Source organism: Rhodobacteraceae bacterium Araon29 (genome assembly GCA_039640505.1).
Classification (GTDB): Bacteria; Pseudomonadota; Alphaproteobacteria; order Rhodobacterales; family Rhodobacteraceae; genus CABZJG01.
Genome location: CP046865.1, coordinates 77,971 through 101,203, shown reverse-complemented (window position 1 = coordinate 101,203; position 23,233 = coordinate 77,971). Strand labels below are relative to the sequence as shown.

Here is a 23,233-nt window from a genome sequence, read left to right as displayed (position 1 = left end):
TGATGTCCAAATCTTTATGGCCGTTCATTATATCCATCCATTTATGTTAACGAGCCAAGCATATAGCAACATTATGGAAAATAAGGCCATCATCTGCGATGCAATGCAAGCCTTGAATATGTGAGGGACCTTCAGACAGTTCCCAAATACGCCGCCAGTGCCGGCGGCGGGTTTTGCATCAGCGCGCCTGTGTCCTTGGGGGAATGTACCGTGCTCTCGGCCACCACAATGGTTTTTTTCGCAATGCGCAGCGCATCGGCAGGATCATGGGTGACCATCATCACCAAACTGCCCCGCTCGCGTGCCAGCTCGGCAAGTAAATTCAGCATGTCAGCTTTGAGCGCCGGCCCAAGCGCCGAAAATGGCTCGTCCACCAGTAAAATTGGCTTGTCTTGCAGCAGTACCCGCGCAAGGGCGACGCGGCTTTGCTCACCCCCTGAAAGCTGCGCTGGCCTTTTTGCCCCCGATCCTGCAAGACCCACCCGCTTTAAAGCCGCCTGAACCTGTTCGGTTTGATCAGCGCTCAGCTTTGCGCGGCTGGTCAGTGCAAGCGCGATATTGCGCTCTGCGCTCAGGTGGGGAAAAAGGTTGTTGTCCTGAAACAGCATTGCCATTGGCCGTTTGTCCGGTGAAAGAGCAGTGATATCGTGCCCTGACCAAGAAACCTCACCGCTTTGCAACGGCAAGAACCCGCCCAAGGCCGCCAGCAAAGATGATTTGCCCGCACCAGACGGGCCAATCACAGCGTAAATACCTGACTCAAGTGAAGGCAAAGAGGCGGTTAGGCGAAATCCGCCTTGGTCAATGGTGAGGTTATTAATCCTGAGCGCCATACCGACCCATCCTGTCAAACAGCCAGAACAAACTCAAGCTCAGCAATAGCAAAACCACCGCTGCTGCTGCGGCTTGTTCCATCCTGTAAGAGCCCATAAGCTGATAGAGCTTTAGTGGTAAAGTCGCCCGCTCGGCATCACCAAAAAGCGCAATCACCCCAAGATCCCCCATGGAAAGCGCAGCTGTAAGCCCGGCTGCAAATCCTAGCGGTCTGCGCAAACGCGGCAGCATTACCCATCGAAACCGACCCCAGAGCCCCAACCCAAGCGCCGAAGACAGGCGGGAAAAGTTCTGCTCAACCGCTTGCACCTCGGGCCGCAGGATGCGCAGCGCAAAGGGCAGGCTCATCAACGCATTGACGCAAAGCGTCACCCCCAGCGCCACATCGAAAGGATTGACATAGGGCCGTACGATCAAAAACAGCCCCGTACCCAGCACCAAGGGCGATACCGCAATGCCCAAGGTTGCTATCACCTCACCCCAACGCGTCGCCAAAGGCAGCGCAAAACACAAACACAGCGCGGTTGATCCAAGCGCAAGGGCGATCGAGCGCAGGGCGGCAAACCAGACCGGCGTCCCAAGATCCGCCAGACCCCCTGCCCCCTTGATGCACAAAAGCGCTAACGGCAGCACCAAAAAGACCATAGCGCAGCCGATCACTACCATATCCAAAAGGCGCTGCAAAAGTGGCCGTAGTGCAAGAGGCGCAGGCCGGTCCAGCCCGATACCCAAACGGTCATGGCCTGCCAGCCAAAGCGCAAGCGCCGCTGCGGTAACCGATAAAACCAGCTGCACCAATCCCAGAAGCGCTGCGGTGGCAAAATCAAACTCAAACCGAAAGGCCTGATAAATCGCCAATTCGATGGTGGTGGCTTTGGGACCGCCGCCCAACGTCAACGCCACTGCAAAGCTGGACAGACAAATGACGAAAATCACTGCAAAGGCCGAGGGCAATATGCGGCGGATCATCGGCCATTCGATTAGATAAAATCGCGCCATTGCCCCAAGCCCCAGACTTTGGCCCAGCCTGATGCGTTCAGCCGGCAGCGACATCCATCCCAAAAGGATCATCCGCGTGGCCAAGGGCAGGTTAAAAAATACGTGGGCTAACAACACGCCTTGAAGCCCGTATATGGACAGAGGTTCAAACCCCAGCGCATGCAGCCCATCATTCAGCAAACCGTTTTGGCCAAAGACGGCTATTAATCCAAGCACCGCCACCAAAACAGGCAATATAAACGGCGCGCCCAAAAGCATGATGGTTACATCACGCCCCCAGAAGCGGCTTCTGGCCAAGGCGCGCGCCAGTGGAATGGCCAATAGCACAGACAGCGCTGCCGACAGCGCTGCCTGCATCAGCGTAAAGCGCAGCGCCGCCCATTCGGCTGGACCAAACCGCGCCGAAGAGCCAGCGTTTAGCCAGACCGCCATCAGCGGCGCGATCACAAATGCGGCCAGCGCCGCACCTGTGATTATTTGGACAACGCGCGGCGCCATTCCTCAATCGTTTCTGCGCGTAAATCTGCTGCCTCGTCTTCCGAGTAAAACAATACCTTTTCCGGCAACGGCAGCTCTTGAAACGCCTCAGGCCACTCCGATACAGGCAGCGCTGCAGGCAGCGACCAATTACCGGTAGGGATCAGGTTTTGAAATGTATCGGTCAGGATAAAGGCCAAAAACGCATCCGCCAGTTCGGGGTTGTCAGTGCCGGCAATTTTTGCCGCCAGCTCCACCATGAAATAATGCCCTTCGGGAAAGATTGCGGCTTTCTTGGTTAAATCACCCTCTGCAACGATGTGATAGGCGGGCGATGTGGTATAAGACAGTACCATATCCGCTTCGCCCTCGGTAAACAGCCCGTAGGATTCCGACCAGCCTTTGGTCACGGTTAGGATTTTAGGTGCCAATTGTTCCCACACGCTTTCCGCGCGGTCGCCGTATACCGCTTTGACCCACAGCACCAAGGCAAGACCGGAAATGGAACTGCGCGGATCTTGGATCACCAGTGATATGCTATCATCTGCAGCCAGCAATTCATCAAACGATTGCGGCGCGTTTGGCAGGCTTTCGGTATTATAGATGAACGCCGTGTGGCTATAATTGAACGGCAAGAACACCTCATCCGTCCAGTTCAGTGGCAGGGTCAGTTTTGCCACATCCTGCCCATGCGGGGCAAACAGACCCGTTTCACGCGCCTTTTTAGTAATGTCGGTGTTAAGCCCGATCACCGCATCGGCGTCTGTGCGCGTACCTTCCAATATAATGCGGCCGAGCACATCGCCGGTTTTGAACTGCAAATCACAGTCGCAACTGGCTTCAAAAGCGGCTTCGATTGAAGGCCCGGGACCCCATTCCGAGGCAAAATAATCCGGGGCGTAAACAGTTAACACAGGGGTATCTGCCAGCGCCGTGCTGGCTGTCAAAAGACCCGCTGCAAATGTAAAGTTTTTCATTTCTCACTCTCCATAAATGCGACGGGCGGAGTGAGCTTGGCAATCTGCCGTACCTTTCCTCCGCCGGTCCTAACCGGTTCAGGTTCAACGGGTTCGCAAAAGCATCTCAGCCGCAAGGGCACCCCGAGGTAAAAAAAGGTGTAATATGTCTGGTTTGGGAACACAAGCGCTCTATCGCAATAGCCAAATTTGTGCTAAGGTGAGGTATTCCAACACTTTATCGGAAAGGAGGCACCCTTTGGGGGAACACGGCTATTTTTAATATGGTTTGAACTGGGGTCAGTTTGGACCCTCTATCTTTTTCTCACATGGATTTCGGCGTTTGAATTGCCAATCTGGGCAATAGCCAGTCTGGTTTTAGTCGTTGATCGGCTGATCACTTATATCAACAGGGCTTCACAGCACCGCCAAAGGGCAGGCAAAGACGAATAAACTTGTCACCGCGGCGCGGGGCGATTATTTGCTTATCGCAAAGGAGTGCCCTGATGAGCATCAACACATTCGGCCATCTGTTTCGCGTGACCACTTGGGGCGAAAGCCACGGGCCCGCGCTTGGCGCCACGGTGGACGGCTGTCCTCCGGGGGTGGCGGTTGATGCAGCGATGCTGCAGCACTGGCTCGACAGGCGCAAACCGGGGCAAAGTAAATATACCACCCAGCGCCGCGAGCCTGACGCGGTTGAAATCCTATCGGGTGTGTTTGAAGGCAAAACCACCGGCATGCCAATCCAGCTTATGATCCGCAACACCGACCAGCGGTCAAAAGATTATGGCGATATCGCCGAGACATTTAGACCGGGACACGCGGACATCACCTATTGGCAGAAATACGGCATTCGCGATTATCGCGGAGGCGGGCGCTCTTCTGCGCGCGAAACGGCCGCCCGGGTGGCGGCGAGCGGCGTGGCGCGGGCTGCGCTTGGCCAGATCATGCCGAACCTGAAGATCAAAGGCTATATGGTGCAGATGGGATCGCAACATATCAACCGCGAGAATTTCGACTGGGATCAGATCGACCAAAACGATTTCTGGGTGCCCGATGCGGTAGCGGCCAAGGATTGGGCGGGTTATCTTGATGGTATCCGCAAATCGCATAATTCTGTGGGCGCGGTAATCGAAGTGGTGGCCAGCGGCGCACCAGCCGGACTTGGTGCGCCGATCTATGGCAAGCTGGATACTGATCTGGCGGCGGCGATGATGTCGATCAATGCGGTCAAGGGTGTGGAAATAGGCGAAGGCATGGCTTCAGCTGCTCTAACGGGCGAGGCCAACGCCGATGAGATTTTTATGGGCAATGATGGCCAGCCGGTCTATTCGTCCAACCATGCCGGCGGCATCTTGGGCGGTATTTCAACCGGTCAAGATATCGTGGTCAGATTTGCGGTCAAACCCACATCGTCCATTCTAACCCCGCGGCAATCCATTACCAAATCCGGTGAGGCCAAAGAAGTGATCACGAAAGGCCGGCACGATCCCTGCGTTGGCATCCGCGCTGTTCCGGTGGGCGAAGCGATGATGGCCTGTGTTCTGCTGGATCATGCCTTGCTGCACCGAGGACAAATGGGTGACACCAAAGGGACAATCGGCTAATCGGGATTGCTTGGCTGGGCACTGTCCTGTTTCGAAAGCTGCACCGCAAGAATGCCTGCAGTGATGATAATCACGCCGACGAAATCAAGCGCGCTGAGAGCTTCACCAAGCACCAGCGCCGCAATGAGTACCCCAAAAAACGGGTTGAGAAAATGAAAGGTCGCCGCTTTGACTGCGCCGATCCGGTTGACCAGCATAAACCACAAAAACGTTGCCGCTAGTCCCGGCACCAAGGTGGTGTAGACAAAGGCCGCGCCCAGCTGCCAGCTCCAGATCACAGAGATGTCTTCGATCATCAGCGACACAAGGCCCAAGCTGACCGATCCCACAAGCATTTGCAGCCCAACGATCATCATCACATTGCCACCCGAAGTGGCACCCCGAACACTAAGGGTGGCCACCGTGAGGGCAAGCGCCGCAATCACGCAAAGCCCAAGGCCCAGCGCATCCGCGCCGCCCTCAATCCGGAGCCCCATGATTAAAGCAACGCCTAAAAACCCAAGCCCCAAGCCGATGCTGCCCAATAAAGGCAGGCGGTCGCGAAATATAACCCACCCCGCCAAGGCCACCATCAGCGGCATGGACGACGCAATGATGGAGGCAAGCGAGGCTTCGATCCATTGCATCGCCACAAAGTTCAAACCCAAATACAGTGCGTTTTGAAAGATGCCGAAGATGATGGTTGCGCGCCACTGAGCGCGGGTAAGCCGCAGAGTTTGACCCAGCATCCAGGCGATTGCCAAGCCGATTAACCCCGAGATCAAAAATCGCAGTGACAGGGACGCAAGCGGCGATGCATAGGCAACAATGACGCGCGCGGAGCTAAAGGCCGACGACCACATCAGAGCAAATCCAAGCCCCATCAGAATTGCCCGAAAATCCATCGCGCCCCTTTGCCAAAACTAATGTATTGCTGACACAGTTCACCGCCAATGAAAAGGGCCGCTCACGCGGCCCTAAAATCTCAAAATTACTGGCTTAAATATTAGCCGTTCACGCTATCTTTAAGAGCTTTCGCTATGGTCATTTTGACCACCTTATCTGCTTCTTTCTTAAACTGCTCACCAGTGGCCGGGTTGCGCACCATGCGCTCGGGTCTTTCACGGCACATGATTTTGCCAACGCCCGGCAATGTCACGGCGCCGCCGCCAGATACTTCGCGTGTGATCAGGTTGCACATTGCGTCCAGCGCGGCAGTGGCTGATTTCTTATCTGTACCCATATCTTCGGCCAGAGCAGCAACAAGTTGTGTTTTCGTCATTGGTTTCGACATTTTAGTTTTCTCCTTATACTGCCCAACTTTTAGGGCCTCACGCTAAGTTTCTAACGGAATGTTGTAGATGAACACAACAAGTAGTGGATGCATAGGGGTCAAAAACATGCGTTTTTTCCCAAATTTGGCGAAATTATAGGAATGCTGTTTCGTCAAAGCTGCGTAATTTACGGCTGTGCAACCTTTCTAAGGGCATATTTTGCAAACTTTCCATCGCCTGAATTCCCACTTTAAGATGCCGCGACACCTGTGTTTTGTAAAATTCTGACGCCATGCCGGGCAATTTTAACTCGCCGTGCAGCGGTTTATCCGACACGCACAGCAGCGTTCCATAAGGCACGCGGAACCGAAAACCGTTGCCCGCGATGGTCGCGCTTTCCATATCCAAAGCAATCGCGCGTGATTGGCTTAAGCGCTGCACCGGACCAGAGTGGTCCCGTAATTCCCAGTTGCGATTATCCACCGTCGCAACCGTTCCCGTGCGCATGATTTTTTTAAGCTCATAGCCCTGAAGTTCGGTGACATTAGCCACTGCTGTTTCCAAAGCAATTTGAACCTCAGCCAGCGCTGGAATTGGCACCCATGACGGCAGGTCATCATCCAGCACTTTGTCTTCGCGCAGATAGGCATGCGCGAGCACAAAATCACCCAGGCTTTGCGAGTTGCGCAGCCCCGCGCAATGGCCCAGCATTACCCAAGCATGGGGCCGCAAAACAGCGATATGATCAGTGGCGGTTTTTGCGTTTGAGGGGCCGACGCCAATATTGACCAAAGTGATCCCATTGCCGTTGGCGCGCGTTAAATGATAGGTCGGCATCTGTGGTGTGCTGCCGGTATTGGGAATCTCTGCCTTAGGGTCGGTGATTTGCTGATTGCCGGGGCTGACAAAGCTGGTGTAGCCACTTTTAGGATCTGCCAGCGCTTGGCGCGCATAGGCTTCGAACTCGGACACATAAAACTGATAGTTGGTAAACAGAACATAGTTTTGAAAATGCTCAACATCGGTGGCTGTATAATGTGCCAGCCGCGCCAATGAATAATCGACCCGCTGGGCAGTAAAGGGCCCCAGCGGTTCAGTTCCGTCATTGGCACGTTTGACCACACCGTTTACAATATCATCATTGGTGGTGGTCAGATCGGGTACATCAAATACATCGCGCAGCGAAAATTCCGCCGCTGTAGCCGCGGATGCGCTCAGCGATGGATCGTTTAAAAGCGCAAAATGGATCGGTATGGGGGTCTTTGATGCGCCAATGAAAATTTCCGCTTGGTGGTTTTCCAACAGTAGCGAAATTTGCTGCCGCAGATAATTGGCGAATAAATCCGGCCGCGTGACCGTAGTGGCATAGGTGCCGGGGCCGGCCACATGGCCAAAACTAAGCCGGCTATCCACTGTCGAGTAGCTGCTGCAGGTCAGCCGGATTTCGGGATAATAGGCGCGAAACCTCTGGCCCGTTGCGCCGCTTTGGCGTGTTTCTGAAAAGGCTGTGGCTAAAAACTCGGTGGCTTGTTGATAAATCTCTTGTAGCCGGGCAACTGCTTTGCCAGCATCGGTAAAGCCTTCATGGTCCGCCGTTTGTGGAGAAACTATATTCGAAGGTTTTTCGGTATCAGTCATTTTTATGGCTCATATAAAACAACCAGTGTCGTCTATCTTGACCCTGCTGCCGGAAAAAATAGACCGAAGATGCTCGAATTTGTGGTATGATTATCATAACCCAAAATGCCACGGGTGCCTAAGATAATCAAGAGCAGCAAACAGGTCAGGGGGTTTTTTAAATGGATTTAGATACTGTTTCGCCTGATGCATTTGGCGCATCACTTCGCGGTCTGGGGATCAATATTTTGGTAAGTGATGTGCCGCGCTGTGTTGATTTTCTAACAGATGTTTTTGCAATGCGCGCGCATCAGGGCTCGGCTGATTTTGCCATCATGGTGTACCAAAGTCAGGTCTTCCAACTTCATAGTGATGCCACGTATGCAGCACATCCGCTGCAGGCCCTACTGCCTGAAAATCCGCCGCGCGGTTTGGGGGTTGAGCTTAGGCTGTATGACAGTGATCCAGATACCGCTGCCGTGCGGGCCGAGGCGATGGGGGCGATGATCTTACAAGCGCCAAGCGATAAACCCCACGGGCTTCGCGAATGCGCCATTTTAGGACCTGATGGCTATCTTTGGGTCCCTTCACAGCCACTTTAACGATTGTGTGGCCTATTTTTGGGGCTAAAATGCCACCTGCGCGATACTGCCGCGATACCGACGCATTGCCGACATCAAAAATTGGAGGAAAAACTATCTTATTGATTTTTTCAAAAACCTAGCATTGCCGTTTTTAAGCCCCCGTATGCGTCGCAAATAAGATAGGGAACCCGGCAAAAAGGTGATCTAGTTTAGAAAAAGGAAAAGACATGGCCGTTTCGAATTTACGAGAAAACATAGGGTATTGGCAGGAACGCGTTGATTTGGCGGCAGCCTTTCGCTGGACTGCGCGGCTAAACTTGCACGAAGGGGTGGCCAATCATTTCTCGTTCGCAACGAACGAGAGCGGCACAATGTTTTTAATGAACCCCAATCAGATGCATTTTGCGCGCATCAAGGCCAGCGACCTCATCGAGCTTGACGCCAATGATCCTGATACGCTCGAGGGACCAAACGCCCCCGACCCCACCGCTTGGTCCCTGCACGGTGCCATCCACCGCCACTGTCCTCATGCAAGATGTGTGATGCATGTGCATTCCATGCATGCAACCGTTTTAGCAAGCCTTGCAGACAGCCGTTTGCAACCAATTGACCAAAACACAGCGATTTTCTTCAACAGGTTTGTGATAGACGAGCATTACGGAGGGCTCGCCTTTGAAGAAGAGGGCGAAAGATGCGCAGGACTGCTAAAAGACCCCAAGAAGACAGTTATGATTATGGGAAATCATGGCGTTATAATCATTGGTAAATCCATAGCAGAAACCTTTAATCGTCTGTATTACTTTGAACGCGCTGCGGAAACTTATATCCGGGCTTTGCAAACAGGTCGGCCGCTACGCATCCTTTCTGATAATATCGCCGAAAAAACCGCTCAGGAAATCGAAGAATATCCTGAGCAAGCCACACGACATCTGGCCGAGCTTAAGGCCATTTTAGACGATGAAAGTTCTGATTATAGTCAATAAGGATCAAGCATGTCTGAAGGATTTGAAAAAGACCCCGAAGCATCGCGCTGGCATTACCGGCCTTCACATCCCGTTGCTTTGAACCCATTTTTCAAATGGCCCCTAGACCTTGGGGCGATCCTTCGATGGTACGCTTCTTATTGGCTTGCTGCCTCAACCACCACTCTGGCCGTGGTGTTGGCTGTCGTCATTTTTTATCTATTTTTACCACCTCTGGAAGCAATGAGCGAATTTGCAATTGGCTGGATACTGCGGGTTTGGCTTGGAAATCTTATCCCCCATATAATATGCGCAGGGCTTTTGCATTTCTGGCTTTACAAGTGGCGGGGACAGGAAAAGCACTTTAAATACGACCCGCGCGATCCAGCAACAGACAACGGCAGCTTTACCTTTCGAAATCAGGTGTTTGACAATATGTTCTGGTCTTTGGCGAGTGGCGTCACCCTATGGTCCTTTGCGCAGTGTCTCATTTACTGGTCGATGGCCAATGGCTTTGCCCCTGCATTTCTATTTCCTGAAAATCCCGTTTGGTTTTTCCTAATGTTTCCATTCTTGATAGTCTGGGCGAGCTTTCATTTTTATTGGGTACATCGTGCTTTGCACTGGCCTCCACTATATAGATTGGCGCATGCCCTTCATCACCGAAATATCAATGTTGGCCCTTGGTCTGGTATTTCTATGCATCCTGTGGAGCATATTTTATTCTATACCAATTTTTTGGTTCATTTGGTTGTTCCCAGCCATCCTATCCATATTTTATTTCATGGTTATATGCAGTCGATCCACCCCGTTTTTTCGCACTCTGGATTTGATCAATTATACGTTGCAGATAAAGAGCGTGCGAAAATTGGTGATTTCTTTCATCAGTTGCATCACAGATATTTCGAATGCAATTACGGGACCGTAGAAATGCCCTGGGATAAGTGGTTTGGCTCTTTTCATGACGGCTCTGCACAAGCGACCGATCGGACGCGTGCCCAAAAAAAGCAAATGTACACACGCTAATTTTGACTGCACTGATTGATCTTATATATTGCGCCGCCTATGTGGCCCAAAAAGCGCGGCGAAGGCGAGAAATACACCGCTCATTGTGGCTATCATTCCAGCGGCGCTGAGGGTGTTTGAAAAACCAAGCCAAAGAGGCGCATAGCCTGCAAGTATATATCCAACTACAGTAGCGATAACCGCCAAAACCTGACTATAAATAACCTGTGATCTTAAGCTGTTCACCATCAACCGCGCTGCGGCAGGCGGACAAATAATCATAGCTATGACTATAATCGAACCTACTGCATCGAACGCCGCAACTGCTGCTATTGCAGTTAAAGTTACCAAAGCAAAACCAAGGGCTGTTGCTGCTATTCCACGCGTGCGTGCGTAAGGTTCATCAAAACAGATTAATGCAAGTGGCCGCCAGAAAATATATATAAAGATCACGATCACCAGAAGTACGGTCATCATTCGTACTAGTTCCAGGGGCAAACCTGCCAGAGCATTTAGATCAAAAAACGATGCCCAGCCCTCGGCATCAAGCCAAATCAAGCTCTCTAAATTTCCGAAGAGTGCGTGTTCAACATCTAGGTGAACTTGGCTGGTATCTGATTGTTCTAGTAACAAGACACCCCCCGCAAACATCGATGTGAATATTACCCCCATTGCAGCCCCAGACTCAATTTTCCCAACTCGGCAAATGAATTCTATCAATAAAACAGCTATGATTGCTGCAACCGCCGCACCAATCATCATTGGCCAGGTTGAAACCTGACCGGTGAATAGGAATGCAACAACAATTCCGGGCAAGACCACGTGGCTAATTGCATCACCTATTAGTGCCTGTTTTCGCAAAAGGAGAAAGTTGCCCGGCAACGCACAGGCCATAGACGCACAGATACCGATAAGCAGTGGAGTCAAGCTCAGCGTGATAAAATCTGATCCCATTACAATTTGTCCTGCTGTTGTAAAGATAGGCCCTGATCAATACTTTTAATCTGATCTTGTGTTAGTTTTGTTTCGATGTTGACCAAGCTATAAACAATCGGCTCATCAAGAGCCCCTGTTTGTCGCATTTTGCTGCGCCAGTAAGTCCAGCGGCGTTCATTTAGAAGGGTTTTTGCTGCAAGTGCGTGCCCAGCCTGAGTGGCCACGCCATCAGCTCGAACAAATCCGCCTCTTTGTAAAAGCCGTTTCGTTTTTGGCTCATAAATTGGTTGGTTTTGGGCGATTGAAAGTAGCCCTTGGGTCATGTGGACCGTTGTTTGAAATACCAAGAAAGCACGTGCAGAGGCTAAAATCCCGCGGCGCGGTGCCAGCAAAAAAGATATTAAAAAGAGAATAAAGCTGCACAACACAATAATTGGGCCAGTTGGCAAACCAGGAGCAGTCGCGGAAATTGCAGTTCCAATATACCCTGATAAGCCACCAAAAATACCAGATATCAACAATATTGTGTTACTTTTTTCACTCCAAAATCGTGCAGCGACCGGCGCAATGATTAATAATGCTACGATGAGGATGAGCCCAACAATCTTCATTCCTATCACGGTAACAGCAAGCGCTACAGCAAGAACAAGATAATCTATTTTTTGTGGTGAAATCCCCAGTGTTTGAGCGTAATGGGCGTCAAAAGAAACTACTATGATTGAGCGTCTGAAAAGAAGCAAGATTGCAGTTGTGATTGCCCCTAGGACCAAAATTAATACTGCGTCATTAAAAAGCATTCCAGCGGTGGATCCCAAAAGGAAAGTTTCTAACCCTGCTTGCCGACCTGCGGGTATGGCTTGAATCACTGTCAATAAAACGACACCAAAGGCAAAAAATACCGATAAAACTGAACCAATTGCTGCGTCTTGGGAAAGGCGTGTTTTTGTAGTTAGCCAAGTCACGATCATGAGGCCCAAGGCTGCACTGATGGCGGAGCCTCCCAATAGACCAAATAAACTTCGTCCGTCTAGACCTGCGGTCGTCATAAGCAAAAATGCTGCTCCAAGACCCGGTAAAGTGGCGTGTGAAATTGCATCGCTTATCAATGCGTTTTTCCGTAGGTAAAGGAAAGTTCCTGATATTCCGGTAGCGATACCTAAAAGGGTGGCGCCAAGTGTAACAAGGGTCGCATTATATCCGAGTGTGAGGCTGAGGGCAGACCACAACATCTAAATGCCGGCTACGCCTAATCTAGCCGCGCCTAACTGTCCACAATAGGTAATCGACAAATTTTCTTCATTAAAAATTTCTGCCGCCGGCCCATGTGCAATTGGGGACTTGTTGATGAAAAGTACATGATCAAAGTATTCTAAAACTGTGCTTAAGTCATGATGAACCACTATGATTGTTTTTCCAGACTTTTTTAAATCTTTAAGAACAGAAATAATTGCTTTTTCGGTAGCGGCGTCGACACCGGCTAAAGGCTCATCAAGTAAATAGACATCAGCCTTTTGAATGAGAGCCCGCGCCAAAAATACCCGTTGCTGTTGGCCACCCGACAATTGGCCTATTTGGCGGTCAGAAAAATCTTTCATGCCAACTTTTCTTAAACAGGATTGAACTTCGTCTAAGTGAGCTAGGCTTACCCGCTGAAGATAACCCATGATGGGATATAGGCCCATTAGAACTACATCCTTGACAGTTGCGGGGAAGTCCCAATCCACGCTTGCCCGTTGCGGAACATATGAAATTCTGTGACGCGTCTTTTTTAGGCGTTGTCCAAAAAACCTGACTTGACCGGAAACTGTTGGTATAATACCCATCGCGGCCTTGAGGAGTGAAGATTTACCTGCTCCGTTTGGTCCAATAACAGCGGTCAATGTTCCAATTTCGACATTGAAGTCAACAGAATATAAAGCTGGTTCCGGACCATAAGAAACTGTCATCCCTTTAATACTGAGAGCGGCGGATCCCAGATCCATGTGTTTGTCAACGAACACGCCGTTATCTGCAATCAAAGCGAAATCTGTCATTTTAAGTTGCCTTTAGCTTTCCTTGCCAACCAAAGTCCGGTGGGTTTCCGCCAAGCGCTTTAGCAATTGTAGTGATATTGTGATCTAACATTCCGACATAAGTGCCTTCATAAGTGCCTTCGATGCCCATCGCGTCAGAGTATAGCTCTCCACCCAAAGTAACTTCGTGGCCCCTGGCAGTCGTACCCTCAATTAACGCCCTCATGTTTCGGTCTGATACTGAACTTTCAACAAATACAGCCGATATTTCTCGCTCAACAAGAAGGTCGACTATTTCTTTGATCCGGTACAATCCTGCTTCCGAGTTTGTCGATATTCCTTGAACCCCTATTACCTCAAAACCGTAGGTTTTTCCAAAATACCCGAAAGCATCATGGGCCGTAATCAAAACTCGTGATTTACTTGGAACTGTACTTAATACGTTTTTCGCATAGTTATTTAGTTCGTTTAATACAGACTTATAGTTTGTGGCTGATGTTTGAAATTCATCTTTTTTGGCAGGTTTTGCTTTTGATAGCGCTAATGCAATTTGGTCTGTTACCAAAGACCATAAGATTGGATCCATCCAAACATGAGGATCATATCGTCCTGTTTGACCAGGGTAGTCCAGAAGTTTTTTTGGATTTATGGTGTTGGTAACAGCTACAACAGACCGCTTTCTTGACAAGTCTGCAAAGAAGTCCTCCATTTGGGCTTCTAAGTCTAAACCATGCCGCAACGTTAAATCAGCCTTGGTCATTGAGACAATGTCATTTCTTGTATGTCGATATGAATGTGGATCAATTCCAGGGCCCATTAGCCCTTTAACCTTTACGTACCCTTGACCAATGCTTCTCACGGTGTCTGCGATCATACTGGTAGTCGCCACGATGCTTATAGCGTTTTCTTCACTAAATAGCGGTAGTGGATTGATACCTGCAACTGCGCCTAAAGAGCCTATAAAGAATCTGCGGTTCAAGATGTCTTTTCCTTTTATTACCTGATATTGAATATGAGAGTCATTCGCAAAAGTCAACGCAATTGCGAATTATTCTCATTTTCAAACAGGCTTTCCCTCTAGCTTACTTGCCAAGGTATGATTTGCATGTCAGGGTTCGATAAATATGGGTAGAAACTATTGTGTCTCGATCAATGACTTCACTAAATGCAAATCTTAACCCAACTTCTTTGCAACGAAATCCAGGTATCCAGCTCGACCTAGATTGGGTAATGTCCTCTCAGGCCAATACATCGGCTATCGAGCGTAGAGCAAACGCGCTCGCTGCCAGAAGGTCAGTTAAAAAAGATCATCAAATTGCTTGGTTACTACGCGCGATAAGCTGCATAGATCTTACAACGCTTTCTGGCGACGATACCGCCTGTCGTGTTAAAAGGCTGTGTGAAAAAGCAAAGTATCCCGTAAGCCGTGATCTCTTGCAGGCCTTGGGCGCACCACAAATCTCTGCTGCAGCGGTCTGTGTGTACCATGATATGGTAAAAACAGCCATTCAAGCTTTGGAGGGTTCAGGAATTCCCGTTGCTGCTGTTTCAACTGGCTTTCCAGCCGGGTTAACACCCTTAAATTTGCGAATTGCTGAAATTAAGGCCAGCGTTGCCGCTGGGGCAAATGAAATAGACATTGTCATTTCTCGTCGGCATGTCCTTTCTCAAGACTGGGATGCCCTTTATAATGAAATAGCTAGCTTTCGCTCAGCATGTGGTGATGCCCATATGAAAGCAATTTTGGCTACCGGTGAATTAGGAAGTCTTCGGAATGTCTCTCGTGCGTCGATGGTGTGTATGATGGCCGGTGCGGATTTCATCAAAACCTCAACAGGTAAGGAAAGCGTAAATGCGACGCTTCCAGTATCCTTGGTCATGGTCCGGGCAATTCGTGATTATTACGAGCGCACAGGTATTGCCGTCGGATATAAGCCAGCAGGTGGCATTTCAAAGGCAAAAGAGGCCCTAACCTTTCTGTCTTTGATGAAAGAAGAGCTTGGAAATCGCTGGTTAGAGCCAGATTTGTTCAGATTTGGAGCTTCTTCTCTTTTAGGTGACATCGAACGTCAACTCGAACATCAATCGACCGGTGCCTATTCGGCCAACCATCGCCATCCGATAGCTTGATAAACTCAGTGGATATTAAAATGACCGTTAAAGACATACTTGAAACTATGGACTACGGCAAAGCCCCCGAAAATGTAGAAGAAGCAACCGGTTGGCTTGAGCGGAACAATCGCAAATTTGGACATTTTATAGATGGCATATTTTGCGAGGGCGCAGTTTACTTTGAAACACGCAACCCAGCCACAAACGAAGTTCTAGCCCAGATTACTCAAGGCTCAGAAAACGATGTAAATAGTGCCATTGCCGCCGCCAGGAAGGCTCAGCCTGCATGGGAAGGCCTTGATGGACATGAGCGGGCCCGGTACCTTTATGCTCTGGCAAGGTTGCTTCAAAAGAACGGCCGGCTTTTTGCGACTTTGGAAACAATTGACAATGGCAAGCCAATCCGAGAGGCGCGGGACATTGATATTCCATTGGCTCAGCGTCATTTTTATTACCATGCAGGAATGGCTCAACTGATGGCTGAAAAAATGCCAGACAAAAGAGCCATTGGTGTATGTGGCCAAATTATACCATGGAACTTTCCCCTGCTTATGCTGTCATGGAAAATAGCACCCGCTTTGGCTATGGGAAATACCGTTGTTCTTAAACCCGCTGAATATACGTCTTTGACGGCTCTATTGTTTTGCGAAATGTGTCAACAGGCGGGAATACCCAAGGGTGTTGTAAATATTGTGACTGGCGATGGGGAAGTGGGCGAATTGATAGTTGGTCACGAAGATATTGATAAAATTGCCTTTACCGGATCAACAGATGTTGGAAAGAAAATCCGCAAAGCCACGGCAGGAACCGGTAAGTCCCTGACGCTCGAACTTGGTGGAAAATCCCCCTTTATCGTTTTTGATGATGCAGACTTGGATAGTGCCGTTGAGGGGCTTGTGGATGCAATCTGGTTTAACCAAGGACAGGTCTGTTGTGCTGGCTCACGGTTATTGGTGCAGGAAAGTGTCTCTGACCGCTTATATTCTAAAATTAAAGCCCGCATTCAAAAGCTTCGCATAGGCGACCCATTGGACAAATCCATTGATATGGGGGCGATCGTAGATCAGGTTCAGCTAGATAATATTGAAAAGATGGTAGGGGAATATGCACCGGATACTATTTTTCAACCCAATACCGAATTGCCAGCAAAGGGTTGTTACTATCCACCTACGTTAATTACAGATGTAGAAACAGCCAATCCCTTAATGCAAAATGAAATTTTTGGTCCTGTGCTTGTTTCAACCACCTTTAGAACCCCAGCTGAAGCCATACAGTTGGCAAATAATACTCGATACGGCTTGGCGGCGTCTATTTGGAGCGAAAATATAAATCTCTGCCTTGGGCTGGCTCCAAAAATAAAAGCAGGGGTCATTTGGATTAACGGGACTAATATGTTTGACGCATCAGCGGGGTTTGGTGGTGTACGAGAAAGCGGATTTGGTCGTGAAGGCGGCTGGGAAGGCCTTGCGCCATATACAAAACCCAGGGTCACTCCAAGACAGGCCAAATCTGTCTCAATAAACATGCCATCCACTAAGGTGGTTAAATCAACTGCTACTATAGATCGTACGGCTAAGTTATATATTGGCGGAAAACAATCTAGACCAGATAGTGGATACTATAAATCGTCCTATGACGCTAAAGGAAACCTATTAGGTCAGGTTCCAGTTGCCAATCGTAAAGATGTTCGAAATGCCGTAGAAGCTGCGCAAAAAGCAGAGGGTTGGTCGACGACATCTGGTCATTTAAGAGCACAAATACTCTATTATTTGGCAGAAAACCTGTCTGCACGTCGAGACGAATTTGCACAAAATCTTAATATCTATACTGGTCAAAATAATGGCCTTGATGAAGTTGAGGTTAGTATAAAGCGCTTGTTCGACTTTGCGGCTTGGTCAGACAAATATGATGGTGATGTTCGAAATGTACCCATCCGCGGTCTTGCGCTTTCCGTAAATGAGCCCATTGGCAACATTGGTGTCTTTTGCTCAGATGGTTTTCCCCTTCTAGGGCTGGTGACAACAATAGCTGCTGGGCTCTCAATGGGAAATAGAATGATCCTCCTTTGTTCAGAGGCGGCGCCACTTATAGCCACAGATTTTTATCAAATACTTGATACCTCCGACGTTCCAGCAGGCGTGGTGAATATCTTAACTGGAACACATGCAGATCTGGCTGAACCCTTATCAGCTCATATGAACGTGGACTCTGTATGGTGTTTTTCCTCGACGGATATTTCTGGGGCCGTGGAATCAAACGCTGCGTTTAATTTAAAACGAACTTGGGTCAATCACGGTCACGAAAAAAATTGGTGTTCAGAAAGTGATATTCAGTCTTTCTTATCTGCCTCTACAGAAACCAAAACAATTTGGATACCTTTTGGAGAGGGATAACTAAAAATCATGGGTATTTTGGACTTATACACCCCTATTAGAGCCTTTTGTTTTACTTTTGCCATATGTCTGTAACAAGTTTTTAGGCTATATGATATATGAATGAGCCCCTTCTCTTTGTCTACCTTTTGGGACTATCATTTTTAGGTGATAGTCAAAAACGCATAATCAAAAGATTACTTTTTGGCGCGCTATAAGCTTAAAATAAATTCAAACTTATACCTGCCTGATACAAAGATGAGAGACGCGTCAATATTTATTAATATGAGACCTATTTATAATTAATGTATTACTTTAATTTAAGATCATAAAATTTTGAAAAACATTAATTATTTTATTTTTTTAAGGGTTTTTTTCGATTTTTCTTGGATTTACGCTTATTTTGGTGTGCACCTCGCTTTTTTAATCTTGATTTACCCACGAAACGAGATGGAACAGTCGAACCTTCTACAGTGAGCAGCTCAAAAATGATCCCACCACTTTCAGAAGTCGTTTCAGCCAACCGGACTGTTACGTTTTGCCCTAAGGAAAGTTTAAATCCGCTCTCAGCCCCCACCAATCGATTGAGTTTTTTCTCTAATGTAAAATATTCCCGTCCTAGAGATCTAATGGGCACAAGCCCCTCGGCCCCACTTTCATCTAAACGAACAAACACACCAAATTTTACAACTCCACTAATTCTACCTGAAAACTCATTACCAATTTTCTGCGAAAGATAAATTGCCAGATAACGATCCAATGTATCGCGTTCAGCTGCCATTGATCGCCGCTCAGATATGGAGATTTGATCTGATGTTTGCTCTAAAATAGCTTCTTCTTCTTGGGTTAAGCCACCTTCTCCCCATTTATGAGCTCGAATTAGCGCACGATGCACCACAAGGTCGGCGTACCGCCGAATTGGCGAGGTAAAATGGGCATATGCACGTAATGCCAACCCAAAATGCCCAAAATTTTCCTTACTGTAATACGCCTGCGTCATAGCTCTTAAAGTTGACATGCTCAAAAGCTCAGCCTCTTTTTGCTTTTCTGCTTGTCGAAGCAATTGGTTCAGATGCTTGGTTTTAAGAACCTGGCCTTTCGCAAGATTTAATCCTACGGATTGTGCTGTATCCCTTAAAGCCTCAATTTTGGCTTTTTCTGGCTCCTCGTGTATTCTAAAAAGACAGGGTTCTCTTTTATCAACCAAACATTCAGCAGCGGCAACATTTGCCAATATCATAAACTCTTCGATTAACTTGTGTGCATCCAGGCGGTCTTTAAATTTGACGCCAGTGACATCACCGCTCTTATTTAAGCAAATCAACCGCTCGGGAAGCTCCAGCTCTAACGGCTGCCGCTTTTGCCGTTCGATACAAAGCGCTGAATATGCGTTGTAAAGTGGTCTGATAACAGTTTCTAATAAAGGCAAAACTTTGTCATTTGGAGTGCCCTCAACACCGTGCTGAACTTCTTCGTATGTCAATGATGCGACTGAACAGATAATGGCTCGATAAAATTCATGTCCTATTTTATTGCCGTTCGAATCTATTCTTAGGCAAACAGCCAAGCAAGGGCGCCTAGCTCCTTCGCGCAAACTACATAAATCTGCGGATAAGACTTCTGGCAACATGGGAACCACACGATCTGGAAAATATGTTGAATTCCCGCGTTGTCTCGCCGTTTGATCTAAAGCTGTTCCTGGCCGGACATAATGCGCAACATCAGCGATTGCGACCCAAATCAAAAAGCCGCCTTTGTTCTTTGGATCGCTATCGGCTTGTGCAAAAACTGCATCATCATGATCCCGAGCGCCATCTGGGTCAATTGTAATAAATGGCAGATGGCAAAGGTCCTTGCGTCCAATTAATTTGTAATCAGTACTTAATTTTGCCTCTTTAAGGACCTGCTGGGAAAATGTATCTTCAATGTTGTGCTGGTGGATCGCAATCGAAGAAATTGCCTTTTGTGCTGATGGGTTTCCCAAACATTGTATAATACGAGCTTGTGGTAATCCCATCCGTGATTTTGGTCCGGATCTTATGGCCTCAACCAATTCGCCATCATTGGCTCCATTTTCATCTGCTTTCGCAACGCGCCATTCTTTTCCCGATTTATCAATAGGTGCAATTCGGCCTGAGGTGCCTTTAGACCGGTAAATCCCCAAGATCTTGGTTTGAGGCTTTTCGATACGCCTGATGGGTCGGGCCTCATATTGATGTTCCTGATTCAAAACAGAGGCTACACGAGCAAGAATTTGATCACCAAGCCCAAGCGGGATCTCATCAGGTCTCACAACCATCAAGATGCGCGGTGGTTTATCTTTTCTATCCCAATTTTCGGGCTGTAAAAATAGATCGCCGTTTTCATCTATTTCACTAACCCTCAAAACACTAACTGGGAGGAATTTGCCAATCATTTTCTCTCTATCGTCTGTTTCTTTTTGAGAGCCCACAAACTTACCTTCAGATTCTAACTCATTTAGGATTCGGTTTAACACGGTCCTCTCTGATCCTTTTAGACGAAAGGCCTTTGCTATATCGCGCTTATCACGCTGTTTTGGATTGGCGGAAATCCAAGCAAGAATATCGGCTTTTTTTGGGGGCATACTCATTGTGAAGCCCTAGCATGGGATACAAATCCCGTCACCGAGAATTCATGCTGCATAGAATTTTTCTTTGAATAAATACTCACTTTTTCAAGTCTTCGCCACGGTCCACATCTGCTAACGGCTCAAGATAAGTCACATGATTGCTTTGAACGGTTTTACGTGAGTCTAAAAGGGCGTGGCTTGTAGACCAACGAACGCCTCGAAACAAACCTTGAGGCATGGCAGTGACCCGTTTTGCCCCAACCAACCAATATCCGCCATCTGTAGACGGTCCAAAAACCCATTCACTTTTACCCAGCATGTCAAACGCCTGTGCTATATGGCGACATGAAATATCCGGAATATCTGAGCCAATTATACAAACCGGACCTGAAGGAATTTGACGAAAAACCTTAAGCATGCGTGTCCCTAAATTGCCGCCGCCTTGAGGGATTTTTTTGAGGTGACTTGGCCAAAATCGACTTTTCCTGTGTTGATTATCAGGGGAAATCGCTAAAGTAAGATGCCATCTGCGATCATCGAGGCGGCGGGTAAGCCGCGCGACTTGGTGACGATACCACCAAAGTGCGGGCACCATACCTATATCATGGCCCAGACGCGTCTTCACCCGCCCAAGCTGTGGCTCTTTCACCATAATTACCAATTGCTTTCGAGAGGGCCTATGAGGCAAAATAGTCCCTCAGCACACGCTTGTAGATGGTTTTCAATTGTCCAATTTGGGAAATATCCACCCTTTCATCAACCGAATGCATGGATTTGCCAACAAGACCGAATTCTATAACCGGACAAACAGTTTTCACAAAACGCGCATCTGAGGTTCCTCCAGTGGTGGACATTATGGGGATTATTCCAAGCTCATCCTCAATTACACGCCCAACCAGACTTGAAAGCTCTCCCGGAGGGGTAAGAAAGCTTTCTCCCGAAACCTTGATCTCCACAGACATCTCTATATCTGTTTCTGCAGTTATCCTTTCAGCTTCTTTTTGCAACCAAACTCCAAGCTCGTCACTGCTAAAAGCGTCATTAAATCTAATGTTTACAACCGCTTTTGCTTTCGCTGGGATTACGTTATTTGCGCGGTTTCCAGTATCTATGGAAGTGACTGCAAGGGTTGAGGGATCAAAATGCTCTGTGCCTTTATCCAGTTCATGATTGGCAAGGCGATCTATCAATTTAGCCAAAGCAGGCAATGGGTTTTTTGCCCTATGGGGATAGGCAGAGTGTCCTTGCACACCAATGGCAGAGATCATAGCTGTCATTGACCCGCGCCGCCCAACCTTGATCATTTCGCCTAAGCGGTTTGGACATGTGGGTTCACCCACCAAACAATGATCAATCCTCTCACCTTGTTCTGACATCCAATCCAAGATTGCTACCGTTCCATGGTCGGCATCACCTTCTTCATCTCCAGTCACAGTGATAACAACAGAACCCTCTGGGGGCGTTTCGTTCACAAAATCAACTGCTGCCGCAACAAAGGCCGCAACGGCGGATTTCATATCCACAGCTCCGCGCCCATACATAAAGCCGTTCTCTATTTCGGCACCAAAAGGATCAAAGGTCCATTTTTCAAGATCACCAACAGGGACAACATCAGTATGCCCATTGAAGGCAAAACTAGGGCCCTTATTGCTACTTCCCCAACGGGCAAAAAGGTTTTCCACTCCGCCACGCGAGATGCGCGTACAATGAAACCCATGCTGTGAAAGCATGTCTTCTAGCAATTTAATTGCCCCTGCCTCGTTTGGAGTTACGGACGGGCAGCGGATAAGCTGTGCGGTTAAATCAACTGGATCTATCTGTGTCATTTTTTAATCCTCAGGGGGTAGTATTTTAAGTACCGCTTCCGCTAAATCCAAAGGTGAAGCTATAATATCATCCACCTCGGCTTTGGACAGCTCAGCTTCACTTCCATAGCCATAAGCGACACCAATTACCCTCATTCTATTGGCTTTGGCACCAACCGCATCATAGTGACGGTCCCCAACCATGATAGCATGATCGGCCTCTGCCCCTGCCGTCTTTAATCCATGTGCCAAAAGGGATGTTTTGTCTGATCGTGTTCCATCGAGCTCAGAGCCAAACTCATAGCTTAAGTACTCTGAAATTCCAAAATGCGCTGTGATTTTTCGCGCGTAACTGTGAGCTTTTGAGGTTGCAAGACACAAAGTGTAACCTGCGCGCCTAAGAGTAGAAAGTTGATCTAGAATTCCGGGATAAAGGTTATTTTCCGACCAGCCAATGTCAGCATATCTTTCCCTGTAAAAAGCAACTGCTTGGTCAAGGTCCTGCTTTTTAACGCCAAGTTTTTCAAATGATCCCCAAAGCGGCGGGCCAACCAGCCACGAAGTATCTCCTGTTAGAGGGGGAAGGCCCATTTTTTTAAGCGCAAAACCGACAGAATTGACTATTCCAGGACCGGAATCGGTCAAAGTGCCATCAAGATCTAAAAAAACTATACGCATTATTGGTCCCCCTTCTCACTGAAAAGCGGCGTCATTTGCGCAACAACAACAGAGTTTTCATCTAATGCTCTCTGCATTAAAGTCAGCTCTTCGGGTTCGACCTCATGGCCTTGGGATTGTCGCTCTTGCAGTGTGCCATATCCTGTCACATCAAGTGGCGCAAGATCGGCCTGTTTAAGAATGGCCACTGTTTCACGTACCGCCTCAGCCTCATCCACACCGCTGGCATAGCAAACCAAAGCGGCGCCAGAGCTATCGTTTGGCAACCCGTCTTTGTCAGTCCTGCCAACTTGAACCAGTAGAGTATACACCTTTTGCCGGTTTTGGTTTTTTTGAGTTGCGGTCATATGCAGCCTTCTTGGATTGAGCTATGTCTAATGACCCAATTTCTAAAAGGCAAATACTGTGCGCGCACTTGTGATTTAAACCCT

Annotated in this window: 21 protein-coding genes and 1 riboswitch; of the genes, 6 read left to right on the top strand and 15 right to left on the bottom strand. The window is 48.3% G+C overall.

The window, feature by feature from the left end; translation table 11 throughout:
• Positions 1-131 precede the first annotated feature (131 nt).
• Genes GN278_00455 through GN278_00445 form a run of 3 tightly spaced genes read right to left on the bottom strand, consistent with a single transcriptional unit; the run spans position 132 to position 3,287 of the window.
• Entirely contained in the window at positions 132-833 is a 702-nt protein-coding gene (locus tag GN278_00455) for an ATP-binding cassette domain-containing protein (GenBank protein ID XAT59432.1), read from the bottom strand.
• A complete protein-coding gene (locus GN278_00450) occupies positions 817-2,331 on the bottom strand; it encodes an ABC transporter permease subunit (protein XAT59431.1) in 1,515 nt (504 codons plus the stop codon). Before GN278_00450 ends, GN278_00455 begins: the two co-directional genes overlap by 17 nt.
• A complete protein-coding gene (locus tag GN278_00445) occupies positions 2,307-3,287 on the bottom strand; it encodes a thiamine ABC transporter substrate binding subunit (GenBank protein ID XAT59430.1) in 981 nt (326 codons plus the stop codon). The genes GN278_00450 and GN278_00445 overlap by 25 nt, the downstream gene beginning before the upstream one ends.
• Positions 3,288-3,325: 38 nt before the next feature.
• Positions 3,326-3,423: riboswitch (TPP riboswitch) on the bottom strand.
• Positions 3,424-3,772: 349 nt separating this feature from the next.
• Here GN278_00445 and aroC point away from each other — a divergent pair.
• Entirely contained in the window at positions 3,773-4,876 is a 1,104-nt protein-coding gene (gene aroC, locus GN278_00440) for a chorismate synthase (protein ID XAT59429.1), read from the top strand.
• Here aroC and GN278_00435 read toward each other — a convergent pair.
• The 3 genes from GN278_00435 to GN278_00425 form a co-directional block, all read right to left on the bottom strand.
• A complete protein-coding gene (locus GN278_00435) occupies positions 4,873-5,760 on the bottom strand; it encodes an EamA family transporter (protein XAT59428.1) in 888 nt (295 codons plus the stop codon). The genes aroC and GN278_00435 overlap by 4 nt on opposite strands.
• Positions 5,761-5,861: 101 nt before the next feature.
• Positions 5,862-6,149 (bottom strand): HU family DNA-binding protein, encoded by a 288-nt coding sequence (locus GN278_00430; GenBank protein ID XAT59427.1) that lies wholly within the window; start codon positions 6,147-6,149, stop codon positions 5,862-5,864.
• Positions 6,150-6,282: 133 nt separating this feature from the next.
• On the bottom strand, positions 6,283-7,767 hold the full coding sequence (locus GN278_00425; GenBank protein XAT59426.1) for an AMP nucleosidase: 1,485 nt from the start codon (positions 7,765-7,767) through the stop codon (positions 6,283-6,285).
• Positions 7,768-7,928: 161 nt separating this feature from the next.
• On the opposite strand from GN278_00425, the gene GN278_00420 reads away from it, so the two are divergent.
• The 3 genes from GN278_00420 to GN278_00410 all read left to right on the top strand — a co-directional run bounded on the left by GN278_00420 (position 7,929) and on the right by GN278_00410 (position 10,318).
• Positions 7,929-8,348, top strand: coding sequence for a glyoxalase (locus tag GN278_00420; protein ID XAT59425.1), 420 nt, complete (start codon positions 7,929-7,931; stop codon positions 8,346-8,348).
• Positions 8,349-8,557: 209 nt separating this feature from the next.
• Positions 8,558-9,313 carry a hypothetical protein gene (locus GN278_00415; GenBank protein ID XAT59424.1) on the top strand — a complete coding sequence of 252 codons (756 nt, stop codon included), beginning with the start codon at positions 8,558-8,560 and terminating at the stop codon, positions 9,311-9,313.
• A gap of 9 nt (positions 9,314-9,322) precedes the next feature.
• Complete coding sequence (locus GN278_00410; GenBank protein XAT59423.1) at positions 9,323-10,318, top strand: sterol desaturase family protein; 996 nt, start codon at positions 9,323-9,325, stop codon at positions 10,316-10,318.
• Between the two features lie 21 nt (positions 10,319-10,339).
• On the opposite strand, the gene GN278_00405 is transcribed toward GN278_00410, so the two are convergent.
• Genes GN278_00405 through GN278_00390 form a run of 4 tightly spaced genes read right to left on the bottom strand, consistent with a single transcriptional unit; the run spans position 10,340 to position 14,227 of the window.
• Positions 10,340-11,251, bottom strand: coding sequence for a metal ABC transporter permease (locus tag GN278_00405; protein XAT59422.1), 912 nt, complete (start codon positions 11,249-11,251; stop codon positions 10,340-10,342).
• Positions 11,251-12,462, bottom strand: a complete 1,212-nt coding sequence (locus GN278_00400) for an iron chelate uptake ABC transporter family permease subunit (GenBank protein ID XAT59421.1) — start codon at positions 12,460-12,462, stop codon at positions 11,251-11,253. The genes GN278_00405 and GN278_00400 overlap by 1 nt, the downstream gene beginning before the upstream one ends.
• Positions 12,463-13,266, bottom strand: coding sequence for an ATP-binding cassette domain-containing protein (locus GN278_00395; GenBank protein XAT59420.1), 804 nt, complete (start codon positions 13,264-13,266; stop codon positions 12,463-12,465).
• A gap of 1 nt (position 13,267) precedes the next feature.
• The gene (locus GN278_00390; protein XAT62472.1) at positions 13,268-14,227 is read right to left on the bottom strand and encodes a zinc ABC transporter solute-binding protein; all 960 of its coding nucleotides are present in this window, start codon (positions 14,225-14,227) and stop codon (positions 13,268-13,270) included.
• A gap of 170 nt (positions 14,228-14,397) precedes the next feature.
• Between GN278_00390 and deoC the strand changes: the two genes are divergently transcribed.
• Both deoC and GN278_00380 read left to right on the top strand, forming a co-directional pair.
• Positions 14,398-15,375: a deoxyribose-phosphate aldolase gene (gene deoC, locus GN278_00385; GenBank protein ID XAT59419.1), complete on the top strand. Its 978-nt coding sequence runs from the start codon at positions 14,398-14,400 to the stop codon at positions 15,373-15,375.
• A gap of 20 nt (positions 15,376-15,395) precedes the next feature.
• Positions 15,396-17,750 carry an aldehyde dehydrogenase family protein gene (locus GN278_00380; protein XAT59418.1) on the top strand — a complete coding sequence of 785 codons (2,355 nt, stop codon included), beginning with the start codon at positions 15,396-15,398 and terminating at the stop codon, positions 17,748-17,750.
• A gap of 334 nt (positions 17,751-18,084) precedes the next feature.
• Here GN278_00380 and rnr read toward each other — a convergent pair whose 3' ends face one another.
• The 5 genes from rnr to GN278_00355 all read right to left on the bottom strand — a co-directional run bounded on the left by rnr (position 18,085) and on the right by GN278_00355 (position 23,149).
• Positions 18,085-20,340, bottom strand: coding sequence for a ribonuclease R (rnr, locus tag GN278_00375; protein ID XAT59417.1), 2,256 nt, complete (start codon positions 20,338-20,340; stop codon positions 18,085-18,087).
• Positions 20,341-20,416: 76 nt separating this feature from the next.
• Positions 20,417-20,971, bottom strand: a complete 555-nt coding sequence (locus tag GN278_00370) for a DUF2064 domain-containing protein (protein ID XAT59416.1) — start codon at positions 20,969-20,971, stop codon at positions 20,417-20,419.
• 25 nt (positions 20,972-20,996) lie between these two features.
• A complete protein-coding gene (dapE, locus tag GN278_00365; GenBank protein XAT59415.1) occupies positions 20,997-22,145 on the bottom strand; it encodes a succinyl-diaminopimelate desuccinylase in 1,149 nt (382 codons plus the stop codon).
• A gap of 3 nt (positions 22,146-22,148) precedes the next feature.
• A complete protein-coding gene (locus tag GN278_00360; GenBank protein XAT59414.1) occupies positions 22,149-22,802 on the bottom strand; it encodes an HAD hydrolase-like protein in 654 nt (217 codons plus the stop codon).
• Positions 22,802-23,149, bottom strand: a complete 348-nt coding sequence (locus tag GN278_00355; GenBank protein ID XAT59413.1) for a hypothetical protein — start codon at positions 23,147-23,149, stop codon at positions 22,802-22,804. The genes GN278_00360 and GN278_00355 overlap by 1 nt, the downstream gene beginning before the upstream one ends.
• Positions 23,150-23,233: the final 84 nt, after the last annotated feature.

Bases quoted from the DNA above. Each gene is read 5' to 3' on its own strand.
- GN278_00430 (XAT59427.1), bottom strand. From the start codon at position 6,149: ATGTCGAAACCAATGACGAAAACACAACTTGTTGCTGCTCTGGCCGAA.
- GN278_00435 (XAT59428.1), bottom strand. From the start codon at position 5,760: ATGGATTTTCGGGCAATTCTGATGGGGCTTGGATTTGCTCTGATGTGG.
- GN278_00415 (XAT59424.1), top strand. From the start codon at position 8,558: ATGGCCGTTTCGAATTTACGAGAAAACATAGGGTATTGGCAGGAACGC.
- rnr (XAT59417.1), bottom strand. From the start codon at position 20,340: ATGAGTATGCCCCCAAAAAAAGCCGATATTCTTGCTTGGATTTCCGCC.
- GN278_00380 (XAT59418.1), top strand. From the start codon at position 15,396: ATGACCGTTAAAGACATACTTGAAACTATGGACTACGGCAAAGCCCCC.
- GN278_00395 (XAT59420.1), bottom strand. From the start codon at position 13,266: ATGACAGATTTCGCTTTGATTGCAGATAACGGCGTGTTCGTTGACAAA.
- GN278_00360 (XAT59414.1), bottom strand. From the start codon at position 22,802: ATGCGTATAGTTTTTTTAGATCTTGATGGCACTTTGACCGATTCCGGT.
- GN278_00405 (XAT59422.1), bottom strand. From the start codon at position 11,251: ATGGGATCAGATTTTATCACGCTGAGCTTGACTCCACTGCTTATCGGT.
- deoC (XAT59419.1), top strand. From the start codon at position 14,398: ATGACTTCACTAAATGCAAATCTTAACCCAACTTCTTTGCAACGAAAT.
- GN278_00455 (XAT59432.1), bottom strand. From the start codon at position 833: ATGGCGCTCAGGATTAATAACCTCACCATTGACCAAGGCGGATTTCGC.
- GN278_00370 (XAT59416.1), bottom strand. From the start codon at position 20,971: ATGGTGAAAGAGCCACAGCTTGGGCGGGTGAAGACGCGTCTGGGCCAT.
- GN278_00400 (XAT59421.1), bottom strand. From the start codon at position 12,462: ATGTTGTGGTCTGCCCTCAGCCTCACACTCGGATATAATGCGACCCTT.
- GN278_00355 (XAT59413.1), bottom strand. From the start codon at position 23,149: ATGACCGCAACTCAAAAAAACCAAAACCGGCAAAAGGTGTATACTCTA.
- aroC (XAT59429.1), top strand. From the start codon at position 3,773: ATGAGCATCAACACATTCGGCCATCTGTTTCGCGTGACCACTTGGGGC.
- GN278_00410 (XAT59423.1), top strand. From the start codon at position 9,323: ATGTCTGAAGGATTTGAAAAAGACCCCGAAGCATCGCGCTGGCATTAC.
- GN278_00420 (XAT59425.1), top strand. From the start codon at position 7,929: ATGGATTTAGATACTGTTTCGCCTGATGCATTTGGCGCATCACTTCGC.
- GN278_00450 (XAT59431.1), bottom strand. From the start codon at position 2,331: ATGGCGCCGCGCGTTGTCCAAATAATCACAGGTGCGGCGCTGGCCGCA.
- GN278_00445 (XAT59430.1), bottom strand. From the start codon at position 3,287: ATGAAAAACTTTACATTTGCAGCGGGTCTTTTGACAGCCAGCACGGCG.
- dapE (XAT59415.1), bottom strand. From the start codon at position 22,145: ATGACACAGATAGATCCAGTTGATTTAACCGCACAGCTTATCCGCTGC.
- GN278_00425 (XAT59426.1), bottom strand. From the start codon at position 7,767: ATGACTGATACCGAAAAACCTTCGAATATAGTTTCTCCACAAACGGCG.